The sequence below is a fragment of the Nostoc cf. edaphicum LEGE 07299 genome (assembly GCF_015207245.1).
Lineage (GTDB): Bacteria > Cyanobacteriota > Cyanobacteriia > Cyanobacteriales > Nostocaceae > Nostoc > Nostoc edaphicum_B.
In genome coordinates, this window is sequence record NZ_JADEXF010000031.1 from 1 (window position 1) to 10,854 (window position 10,854).

Here is a 10,854-nt window from a genome sequence, read left to right on the forward strand (position 1 = left end):
CTACTATTATTTGGTAATATGTAAGTTCATTGCTGGGGCAATTCATGAATTGCCCCAACACCATCCATTTTTGCGTAAGTACTGAGAGGAAAAGAGGCACAGAAATGATTAAATACTCTGTGTGCGTCAGAGCATCCTATTTATTCAACCACCTCATTCACTGGGAATCTATCAATCAACTGCATCGCTCGATAGGCATTACGCAAGAAAGAGTCTGGCAAATAGGGAATGTGGGGTATCTGCGACAATAAATCCAAAGTTCTGCGTAAAATTCTCACTACATCGCCTTCATCCAAGGTAGTGTTCTCGCAGAGTTCAGTCCACTCCATTCCCAGCGCCCATTGTTCGACTATGGCAATTAACTCAAATTCCAACCATATCGGCAGCGCTACGTTATACCGCCGTTGTCGTTGGAACATTTGGTGACGAATTCCCCGCAATTTTTTCAAGGCTTCTGCCACTTCATTACTAAGGTCAAAGTTAACCTTGCTATCTGGACGGGGCGTTTCCATCACCAAAGCCGCTGCTGCTGCTGCTAAATGATGCGGATCTAAATTGTCCAATTCACCACTAGCGAATACTAAACCCAGCCACAATTCATTTTCCCCTCGAATGGCGGCAGCGATTTGCCCTAATCGTGTGGGGACTAAGTTATCCAAAGCGTCAAAATGTTGCAGAATGGCGATTAAATTGAGAAATTCTTCCCAATGACGTTGTGACTGTTGTTCTACTTGCCCTTGCAACTGTTCGAGTTCGGCTTCTAGTTCGACATAACGGGCCCGACGTTTGAAAAGCGTTGCCGCATTGCCTGATTGATGTAGGGGATGAGCTTCTAATTGCTCTTGAACAGCTGTAACGTGACTGAGTTGTTCTGCTACTTCTGGTGCTAGATGCAAAGATTCTATCGGATTAGGAATACGCACAGCGATCGCAAAGCTTTCTTCGTTACCACGACGCGATTGTCCTGGCTTCAAAGGCATCTCTGGCGGTGGTAATACATTAGGCGGCACTTCAATTCGCGGCAGTTCGGCATACAAATCGACTACATCCCCTGTGGTTGCGACATACCAGCGGTTATCGTGCCCCAAGCATACCAAGTAAGGAGCTTGACCAGAACCAGGCGATTTTCCGACTAAAACTGCCGTTACGGGTGAAGACACCATGATATTTTTACCCTTGAGACTCAACAGAGTTCCTGACACTGCAAAGCCCAACATCATCACCAATTCCTCTTGGCGGTCTTCCTGTGCTTGTTCTTGCAAGGTTTTCAATATCTGGCGTTCCACCTTTAGGCGTTGCCGCAATTTTTCATAAACAGCCAGTTCATTTTCATTAACTGCGGCGATTTGTTCATGAAGTTGAGCTAATTGGGTTTGCAATTCGGCAATCTCATCGTATTCTGGCCGTAAATGCAAGGTTGCCATGTACTGCCCAAAACTGCGCTCTATCAGTTCCCTGGTTTGCTCTAGGGTGTGGGTTTGCAGCAAGTTGAGTACCATGCCGTAACTAGGCGTAAACTGGCTTACTAGAGGGTCTGGCTTGGATGTTCCCAAATACGCCGCTTCTTTAGCTCCTTCAAAGGGAGTTTGGACTGTCACCACATGACCTTGTTTATCCATCCCCCGGCGGCCTGCTCGTCCCGCCATTTGCAAAAATTCGGAAGCGTTTAACAGGCGGTGTCCAGTATCGGTACGTTTGGAAAGGGTAGAAATTACCGTTGTCCGGGCGGGCATATTAATTCCCGCTGCTAATGTCTCAGTGGCAAATACTACTTTAATCAGCCCTTGCTGAAATAGTTCTTCTACCAGTGCTTTCCAAGCAGGTAAAATCCCAGCGTGGTGGGCAGCAATTCCCCGGTACAGGGGTGCAATTTGTCCAGAACGTCCTGCTTCGGGATTGCGGGCTAAAAAGTCATCAATCTGTTGCCGCAAAATCTGAGACTCTTCATTATTTACCAGCCATAAATCACCCACTTCCGCCACGGCTTTATCACATCCCCGGCGGCTAAAGATAAAGTAAATTGCTGGTAGCATATCCCGTTGCTCTAATTGGCTAAGGATAAAAATTATACCCGGAGCTTCAGGTCTGCCATTTCTCCCCCTATCCCTTTCTCCCCCTTTCCCCTTCTTCTTCTGAAGTCGGGGGTTAATTTTGGTTTTGCTATCATTCAGCAGGGGAAATAACCCTTTGGGATTGCAAAAGTGGAATTCTAAGGGGACTGGGCGAAAATCGGAGTAAATCAGGTCAGTTGGGCCGTGAACGCGATTTAACCAGTCGGTGAGTTGATCGCTATTGGCAACCGTTGCTGAGAGAGCTGCCAGTTGCACTTCACGGGGACAATAGATGATTGATTCTTCCCAAACTGTGCCGCGCTGGCGATCGTTCATGTAGTGGCACTCATCAAGTATCACGGCTTCAACGTCTACTAATGAGATTCCAATTTGCCCAATGGGTGTGCCATAGAGCATATTTCGGAAAATTTCTGTGGTCATCACCAAAATCGGTGCATCTCTGTTAATAGAAGCATCTCCAGTTAACAGCCCGACTCGATCGAACCCGAATTTTTCTCGAAAGTCACGTAATTTTTGATTCGACAGCGCCTTCAGGGGAGTAGTATAAAATACGCGTTTTCCTCGCGCTAGGGCGCGATAAATGGCGTATTCCCCGACTAATGTTTTGCCCGAACCTGTGGGGGCACATACAACTACGGAGCGCCCAGCGTTCAGGGACGCGATCGCTTCTTTTTGAAACTGATCCAGTTCAAAGGGAAATATAAACCCTAAGTCAAGTTCTGGAGACGGTGCAGGATAATTCACTCAATCACATTTGCAACCAGATTGTTTACTATACTAACGTTGGGCATTGGGCATTGGGCATTGGGCATTGGGCATTGGATATTGCAAAACTCTTACTTAGTCTTCATTCCCCATCCGCTATGCCCCATGCCCAATGCCCCATTCCCTAGTGTCTCATTTTCCCAGCTCTTGCGATCGCTCTGTGGCAGCTTTGACTGCTTCAATTAAAGCGGAACGAAATTTTGCCTGTTCTAGCTTGGCAATCCCGGCAATGGTTGTACCGCCGGGACTGGTAACGCGATCTTTGAGTTCTGCTGGGTGCATTTTGGTTTCCTGCAACAGTTTCGCTGTTCCCAGTACGGTTTGCAAGGCTAGTTGATTAGCAATTGTTCTAGGTAAACCTGCGGCTACTCCGCCATCTGCAAGCGCTTCTACCATGAGCGCCACGTAAGCGGGGCCGCTACCAGATAGCCCTGTAACTGCATCCATCAGCCCTTCTGAAACTTCTACGACTTCACCCACAGCAGAAAAAACTTGCTGTGCTATTTGGTGATGCTTGGCATTGGTATATGCACCTAAACAAATCGCTGTAACTCCTGCTCCCACTGTTGCCGGGGTGTTGGGCATTGCTCTAATCACTGGCAATTGCACAAACGCTGCTTCTAGCTGACTTAAGGGCACACCCGCCAAAATAGAAATAATTAAGGGTGTATGTTCTCTATTAAGAATATCAATATGTGCTAATTCTTGAGCGATCGCGCTAAACACCTGCGGTTTCACCGCCAAAAATAGAACTTCTTTTGCTTCGGTGAAAACCCGGCTATTATCTGTCGTCACAGCAACACCGTATTGCTGCTTTAAAAAATCTAAGCGTGAAGATAGCGGTTCGCTAACTATGACTTCTGATGATTGATAAATTCCACGCGCGATAAGGCGGGATAAGAGCGCTTCTCCCATTACCCCACCACCAATTAAGCCAAATTTTATAGTCATTAGTCATTAGTCATTAGTCATTGGTCATTAGTCGTTTGTCATTTGTCACCATGAGCAAAACCCAGGACAAATGACAAAGGACAAAGGACTAACTACTAATTTAACTTTATTGTGCCATCCGGTTAGTTTCGTTGCCCCAGGTTTGATTTGGAGTACCTGTTGTCGGACGAGAGGGACGGACTGGTGGTTGTGGTACTTCATGAAGAACGCCACCTTGGGTACTAACTTGGACACAACTTGGTGTAAACAAAAAGATGCTCTCACCGATGCGCTCTTGATGTCCATCTAGTGCGTAAGTACCACCTGCGACAAAATCTACTGCTCGTTGAGCTTGATCTGGGTCCATGATTGTCAGATTTAATACCACTGACTTGCGTTCGCGCAACGCTTGAATTGCCTGGGGCATTTCTTCAAAGGTGCGTGGTTCGAGTACTAAAACTTCCGAAATTCCGTTAATTGCTCCTGGCATACCAATCACATTCCCCATTGGCTTTGAACCTGCGGTCATATCATCTCCCATTGTAGGCACTGGTTCCCGCCAGCGTCGATTTTGAGCGGCTGGATTCTCTTGTGGTGCTGGCTGGGGATTTTCTTGCTGATACAGATTTTGGTAATTGTTATTATTATCTGTTTCTGGCTCTTCTTCGTAATACTCGTATTCTACTTGCTCATTTAGACCCACAAAGTCTCTAAGTTTGGAAAAAATGTTGTTCATTGTGTGTGTACTCTCCTGGTGCGAATAGCCTGTATTGACTTGGCTGAGGATTGATTGAGTTAAGAGCGGTCGCTACATCGGTGGATATTTCAGCAACTGTATTGCTAGTTGTAGCCCATACTACGAGTTTTGGCGATGAACTGACACTTATTGGAAAGGTCTGTGCATCGCCTAAACATAATAATGAGTAAAGATTATATCCTAAGGTTTATCCGAAGGAAACTTCTTTATACCCCATTTTCTCTTGGCGATTGCTCTTGTCAATACTATATCCTTTGTTTCGGATTGCACCAGTCTGTTACAAAATTCTTGTCATCAAATCCTTAGCTTCTATTAATACTGAAGAGTAAGGCTGATGATTAATCGGCTAAGAGCGATCGCCAAACAATATGGTTCCTAATCGTACCATCGTTGCGCCTGCTTGCACTGCCAGTTCGTAGTCGCCTGACATACCCATAGATAGGTGCTGCATTTTAATATGCGACCAGTTTTGCTCCTGGATTTCTTTGGCTAGCTCGCGATTGCGATTAAACACATTGAAAATTTCAGAATCTTTTAATCCTGATGGCGGAATTGTCATCAAACCTTGAATTTGTAAATTTTTGTATTGATTGAGTGTGGGTAAATCAGCCAAAAGTTCTGGCACACTCCAACCAGACTTGTTGGGATCGGGGAGAATTTTCACTTGTAAGCAAACCTGGGGACTCACTCCTAGCTGTTGCGCCAATTGGTCTAAGCGCTGTGCCAGCTTCAAATTATCCACGGAGTGAATCCAAGGGAAATGTTCAATGGCTTTTTTGGCTTTATTGCTTTGCAAATGTCCAATAAAGTGCCAGGTAATATCCGGTAAGTCTTGCAACTCGGCTTGTTTGCTGGCAGCTTCTTGGATACGACTTTCCCCGAAATCACGAATTCCTGCATTGTATGCAGACCGAATGGCCTGGGTAGAAACTTGCTTGCTAACAGCAATCAATTTGACTGAAGTTGGCAGTGAGGAACGAATAGTAACAATACGTTCGGAAATCGAACTGTTCATTGGAAGGTGCGCTGGAAAACACTCTGAAGCTGATCGTACTCCTGAGAATGCCCACTGCGCCGCAGGGTACGTAAGCGATTTTCCAACATCATTCTCGCCTCAGTACGTCCTAGAGACTGGAATTTAACACCTTTAACGTCATTTGCCACCAAAAAAAATAAGCGCTGGGCATAAAGTGTGGTGAACAAATCCTGGTTTTCATCAACCATACAGATTTTGTAGAGTAAACCCCAAGTTGGATGGTTTATGTAAGTTTCTGCGTTTTCTGGATTCATTTAAGAGTCAAGGTGTAGTCAAGGTGGAAGTATATATATCTTTTCGCAGTAAATTCCAAACATTCAGACGATAATACCAACATTCGTCAGAATATTTGGTTAAAATGCGAAGCTGCGGTTACGAAGACCTCGATCTAGTTCCTAATGGGCAGATGAAGCTAGTGGTAGTGAAGCGTAATGGTACAACAGAAGCCGCGAAGCGTAGATTCAAAGAGTAGAGGCTGTTTGACAAATATCACCATCTGCTTTGGTGACTTCAATTTAGCAATCTGTAGGGACAAGGCACAAAATATTGCCACTCCTCTGGTTGAAAGTTCGACGTGGGAAGGAAAAACACCCTTTGAAGTTCCCAACGGCAACGGCGCATTTTTCAACTTCTTTCCATACTGCCACAACTGTCGCCCAATGGCACAAAATTGGGATTGGGGATTGGGGACTGGAAAGAAAACTACCATTTATGCAAAAGGTCTATTGATTATCTAGTATTTTCAGTGGTGCAATTTGTGCCTGAGCGTTGTGCAGAGATTCATCAGGGTACTCGGTCAAAAATCTTAAGATTAGTTTTTAATGTTCGCGTAACGCTGGTTAATAGCTAAAATCTACAGGAAATGGTAGGGGATCGATTTTATGGCTGGGTAGCTGTTCAATTTACCCTACCATATCGTTACCTATAAGCTCAATACGGTTCGGTTAAGGCAAGAGACGCGATGAATCGCCGTCTCTACAATAATCAGTCTTTGGTAGAGACGGCGATTTAATGTTTTACTTCTGACTCCTGAATTCTGCTGTATTACCTCTTACCATTTTCTCAGTGCAAAATTACGCCTGAGTTCCTATAGCTAGCCGTATTCCCCAGAATAAAATTAAAGTTGCGATCGCCAGCCAGTCACGCCCTTTTAATCGTAAATCGTGCCACTGGACTCGATGCTCATTGGGACTGGTAAAACCCCGCACCATCATGGCATTTGCCATTTGGTCGGCTCGTAAAAGCAGATTTTCTAAAAGTCTCTCTGCAACTGTCATCCAAACCTTGAATGCTCCTTTTAATCCCAGCTTTTTCCAATTAATTGCCCTTGTCATCACAGAGCGAAATAAGTTTTGCACTTCTTCTAAAACCAAGGGAATGAAGCGCAAGGACAAGGTTAAAGTCAAAGCAATTTCTGTGACAGGCAACTTGAAGCGTCGCAAGGGTTGCATTAAGCTTTCTATGCCAGATGTAATTTCTTCTGGTGCGGTTGTCAGAAGATAGAGGTTAGTACTGTAAATGACGGTAAATATAAGTGTACTCAGGCGTACTGCCAAACTCAATGAGTAGCGAGTAACTTTAACCGGGCCTTTGTGAAATAGCACGTAGCTGTAAGCTTTTTTCTCGGTCGGTGGCTCTTTAATATTATTAGAGAATGCTGGCTGGGTTAAAATTTGTTCATTAGCCGGCAGACGTGACTGATAATCTACACCCAGTCCATCAGGACTGATGGCTGCGATCGCTAGCACAAAAAACGATAGCATTAATAGCCAACCCATTTGCTGCTGCCATACGCGTCGAGGAATTCTCGCAATCAAGGTGGCAACGATTAATATTACCACCAGCAGCACCCGCCAATTGTTGTTGGCTAAAACATAGCTTGTTAAAAAGCTCATCAACCACGCGAACTTGACTCGCGGGTCGATTTTATGCAGCCAAGTTTGGGGTTGTTCTAAATAAAGTCCAAGTGGCAGCGATCGCAATAAATCCATTTTAGAGTTACGAGTGAGAAATGAAGAATTAGGAGTTTTGACTTTAACTCATAACTTTTACCTTGTGCCGCTATCAAACTCATGTCGATAGGGTTCTGTAGTTAGCAATTTTGGCTTTAACTCATAACTCTTGTACAGACGTGATTCATCACGTCTTTCCTAACAGACGCAATTAATCGCATCTCTCTTGTACAGACGCGATTCATCGCGTCTCCTAACTTATTTTGACGCGAGTTGCTCTATTAACATTACCACTTTCGGCATCACGGACTTTCTTGCTCCGCCACAGTAAAATAATTGGCGTGCCTTTAAATCCTAGCTGTTGCCGGAATTGGCGTTCAATGTAGCGGCGGTAATTGTCGTTGAAGCGCTTGGAGTCGTTGACAAATAGTGCGATCGTTGGTGGTTGGCTGCTGACTTGTGTACCATAGTAAATCTTCCCTTGACGCCCACCACGAGATGCTGGCGGTGAATGCCAGCTGACAGCATCAGTTAAAACTTCGTTAATCACTGATGTGCTGACACGGCGTTTGTGTGATTCAGCTGCCGTTTTCACCAATTCTAAAATCTTTTCTACCCGTTGTCCTGACAAGGCACTTACAAAAATTGTTTCTGCCCATTCGGTAAAATGTAACCGTGATTGCAGAGTTTTTTCGTAGTCGTAGATTGTGTAAGAGTCTTTTTCGACAGCATCCCACTTATTAACGACGATGATGCAAGCTCGACCTTCCTCGATAATCCGCCCAGCTAATTTTTGGTCTTGCTCAGTGACTCCATCTACAGCATCTATTACTAATAAAACCACGTCAGCGCGACGAATCGCTTTGAAAGCGCGGTTAATACTAAAGAATTCTGTGCCGTATTCGATGTGTTTCTTTTTGCGAATGCCGGCGGTGTCAATCAAGCGGTAGGTTTGTCCGGCTCGTTCAATGACGGTATCAATAGCATCGCGGGTAGTGCCAGAAATTGGGCTGACAATTGCCCTTTCTTCCCCGACAAAAGCATTGAGTAAGCTCGATTTGCCCACATTTGGGCGTCCTACAATTGCTACTTTGATTTCATTCGTTTCTGGAATGTCTTCAATAGCAGGGATGTGATTAACTAACTCGTCGAGTAATTCTCCTGTACCACTGCCATGAATCGCGGAGATGGGGTAAGGTTCGCCTAATCCCAATTCCCAAAACTCGGCAGCTTGCATTAAGCCTTGTTCTGGGGATTCACATTTATTTACTGCTAGTAGGACAGGTAAGGGTTGTTGGCGCATCCATTCGGCAATTTCTAAATCTGCCGAGGTGGGGCCTGTTTGACCATCGACTACAAAAATAGCGCCACACGCTTCTGCAAGGGCTGTCATTGCCTGTTGGCGAATTAGTGGTAAAAATTCGGTATCATCATTAAAAACTAAACCACCAGTGTCTACCACTAAAAATTCGCGACCATTCCAGAAAGCTGGAAGATAAGTGCGATCGCGTGTCACTCCCGGTTCATCATGGACAATCGCCGTTTGTTCCCCGGCGAGTCGATTAACCAGGGTGGATTTGCCCACATTTGGGCGTCCGATAATTGCAACAATTGGCAGTGCCATAAAACCAGGGTAAGTGAGAGACGTAGTATATCACGTACTTACATTTTACTCGCTTTAAACTTGAAGTTTTAATAATTTCCCAATCATCTGAGGCGATGTCTACGATGGGCTGTTTGGTAATGCCATACTTTGAAAATAAAAAAGGTAGGAAGTCCTACCTTTTACCCAAAAAAAGCATTTTGTAACCAAATACCAAATTAAATATCACACACGCTTTTGACGTATCTATTGCAAACCTATGACGAGGATGTGACGTTTAATCTGTAGCTGATTTCGCGATTACTCCCAGTTGCAACCCTGGTGGATAGCTACCTTCTTCCTTGATGCGCTTAATTTCAGCATCGGTTATCTGCAAATTTAACTTTTGTACCAGCGATCGCACGATATCGCCCCGATCGATTACACCAGCTACGGCACCAGCCGGAGACAGGACGGTAATTCTCGGTAACTGCTCATTTTCTAGCTTGTTAATTACCTCAGCGATCGCTGTTGACTCTGTAACGGTAGGTATTTCTGTCAGTGGATGCACTATGCTGTGTAAGGTTTCAGTTTCCCATTCACTCCTTTGGGTTAAACGGAAATCGTCAATGGAAACTAGACCCCGGTAACGTCCATCAGAAGCAGCAAAATAAACCTGTGAAGGAGTGGTTTCTAAGAGGTATAAATCGGCAAAGGAACGCAATGTCTGATCAGCATCAATTACGCGAAAGTCACGAGTCATCGCATCGGCCGCTACCACCTTGAGTAGACTTTCTTGCAATGTAGTCATGTTGTCATAGGTGTTAGCGTTGCGGACAGCAAACCAACCCAACAGCGCAATCCACAAGCCAAGTACTAACTCTCTGGTGACGAAATCTACAACAAATCCGAAAGCGATCGCAGCATAACCCAATATTTGCCCAGATTTTGCAGCCAAGTGTACGGCTTGAAAACGATTACCTGTGATTTGCCATAGTGCTGCTTTTAACACTTGCCCCCCATCTAAAGGTAAGCCGGGAATCAGGTTAAATAGAGCCACGACTAAGTTAATTCTCGCCAAATCTCCGACCATGACACTGAGGGGATTAGTATCAGGTATTACAAAAACTGCCAGACTGAGCAGGAAAAATAGGATGATACTCACCAAAGGGCCTGCGATCGCTACTTGAAAGGCTTTAAAAGGAGTTTTAGATTCTTCTTCAATGGCAGCAATCCCGCCAAACATAAATAGGGTAATTGAATTAACTCTAATACCTTGCGATCGGGCTACCAAGCTGTGACCCAACTCATGTAATAGCACCGAACCAAACAGCAGCAGTGCCATAACTATTCCAGCACTCCAAGCTATAACAGGCCCCCATTCCTGGTAAGCTACCCCAAAATTCAGGGTTGCCAACCCTAAAATTACAAACCATAACGGGTCTAAAAACAGGGGAATTCCAAATAATGACCCAATTTTCCAATTTGTTTGCATTACATTGCCCTAAAACTAGATATCGTCAGTACTTTTTATACCGAAATACTACGTTTCTTCCTATACACATCTATACTGAGTATCAATTCGGTAGTAACAAATGACGAAATGCTCTTATTTCTAGAATAGACAATTAATGCCTGTCAGCAACACTCTTGAATTGGGAATTGGGCATGAGGTTAGGGTAAAGGTAAGAGGTAACAGGTGACAGGGAATAACCTATAACCCTTTACCCTGTAACCTATTCCCTTCTTCACCCCTACTC

10 protein-coding genes are annotated in these 10,854 nt (G+C 44.7%); 2 read left to right on the top strand and 8 right to left on the bottom strand.

Annotated elements, in window-relative coordinates:
• Positions 1 to 140 precede the first annotated feature (140 nt).
• The 5 genes from IQ229_RS01715 to pipX all read right to left on the bottom strand — a co-directional run bounded on the left by IQ229_RS01715 (position 141) and on the right by pipX (position 5,814).
• The gene (locus IQ229_RS01715) at positions 141 to 2,816 is read right to left on the bottom strand and encodes a DEAD/DEAH box helicase (protein WP_194040712.1); all 2,676 of its coding nucleotides are present in this window, start codon (positions 2,814 to 2,816) and stop codon (positions 141 to 143) included.
• 153 nt (positions 2,817 to 2,969) lie between these two features.
• Positions 2,970 to 3,788 carry a pyrroline-5-carboxylate reductase gene (gene proC, locus IQ229_RS01720; RefSeq protein WP_194040714.1) on the bottom strand — a complete coding sequence of 273 codons (819 nt, stop codon included), beginning with the start codon at positions 3,786 to 3,788 and terminating at the stop codon, positions 2,970 to 2,972.
• 106 nt (positions 3,789 to 3,894) lie between these two features.
• Positions 3,895 to 4,503 carry a cell division protein SepF gene (locus IQ229_RS01725; RefSeq protein ID WP_194040716.1) on the bottom strand — a complete coding sequence of 203 codons (609 nt, stop codon included), beginning with the start codon at positions 4,501 to 4,503 and terminating at the stop codon, positions 3,895 to 3,897.
• A 367-nt stretch (positions 4,504 to 4,870) separates the two neighbouring features.
• Entirely contained in the window at positions 4,871 to 5,539 is a 669-nt protein-coding gene (locus IQ229_RS01730; RefSeq protein WP_194040718.1) for a YggS family pyridoxal phosphate-dependent enzyme, read from the bottom strand.
• Positions 5,536 to 5,814: a transcriptional coactivator PipX gene (gene pipX, locus IQ229_RS01735; RefSeq protein WP_069068710.1), complete on the bottom strand. Its 279-nt coding sequence runs from the start codon at positions 5,812 to 5,814 to the stop codon at positions 5,536 to 5,538. Before pipX ends, IQ229_RS01730 begins: the two co-directional genes overlap by 4 nt.
• Before the next feature lie 95 nt (positions 5,815 to 5,909).
• On the opposite strand from pipX, the gene IQ229_RS24395 reads away from it, so the two are divergent.
• On the top strand, positions 5,910 to 6,032 hold the full coding sequence (locus tag IQ229_RS24395; protein ID WP_265582940.1) for a hypothetical protein: 123 nt from the start codon (positions 5,910 to 5,912) through the stop codon (positions 6,030 to 6,032).
• A gap of 7 nt (positions 6,033 to 6,039) precedes the next feature.
• Positions 6,040 to 6,297, top strand: a complete 258-nt coding sequence (locus IQ229_RS01740) for a hypothetical protein (protein ID WP_194040720.1) — start codon at positions 6,040 to 6,042, stop codon at positions 6,295 to 6,297.
• Between the two features lie 336 nt (positions 6,298 to 6,633).
• On the opposite strand, the gene IQ229_RS01745 is transcribed toward IQ229_RS01740, so the two are convergent.
• The 3 genes from IQ229_RS01745 to IQ229_RS01755 form a co-directional block, all read right to left on the bottom strand.
• Positions 6,634 to 7,551, bottom strand: a complete 918-nt coding sequence (locus IQ229_RS01745; protein WP_194040722.1) for an energy-coupling factor transporter transmembrane component T family protein — start codon at positions 7,549 to 7,551, stop codon at positions 6,634 to 6,636.
• A 214-nt stretch (positions 7,552 to 7,765) separates the two neighbouring features.
• The gene (gene der, locus IQ229_RS01750) at positions 7,766 to 9,136 is read right to left on the bottom strand and encodes a ribosome biogenesis GTPase Der (protein ID WP_194040724.1); all 1,371 of its coding nucleotides are present in this window, start codon (positions 9,134 to 9,136) and stop codon (positions 7,766 to 7,768) included.
• Positions 9,137 to 9,392: 256 nt separating this feature from the next.
• Positions 9,393 to 10,589, bottom strand: coding sequence for a site-2 protease family protein (locus IQ229_RS01755; protein WP_194040726.1), 1,197 nt, complete (start codon positions 10,587 to 10,589; stop codon positions 9,393 to 9,395).
• Positions 10,590 to 10,854 lie beyond the last annotated feature (265 nt).

Excerpts from the sequence above, each read along its gene's own strand:
- proC (WP_194040714.1), bottom strand. The coding sequence starts at position 3,788 with ATGACTATAAAATTTGGCTTAATTGGTGGTGGGGTAATGGGAGAAGCG.
- pipX (WP_069068710.1), bottom strand. The coding sequence starts at position 5,814 with ATGAATCCAGAAAACGCAGAAACTTACATAAACCATCCAACTTGGGGT.
- IQ229_RS01745 (WP_194040722.1), bottom strand. The coding sequence starts at position 7,551 with ATGGATTTATTGCGATCGCTGCCACTTGGACTTTATTTAGAACAACCC.
- der (WP_194040724.1), bottom strand. The coding sequence starts at position 9,136 with ATGGCACTGCCAATTGTTGCAATTATCGGACGCCCAAATGTGGGCAAA.
- IQ229_RS01730 (WP_194040718.1), bottom strand. The coding sequence starts at position 5,539 with ATGAACAGTTCGATTTCCGAACGTATTGTTACTATTCGTTCCTCACTG.
- IQ229_RS01725 (WP_194040716.1), bottom strand. The coding sequence starts at position 4,503 with ATGAACAACATTTTTTCCAAACTTAGAGACTTTGTGGGTCTAAATGAG.
- IQ229_RS01755 (WP_194040726.1), bottom strand. The coding sequence starts at position 10,589 with ATGCAAACAAATTGGAAAATTGGGTCATTATTTGGAATTCCCCTGTTT.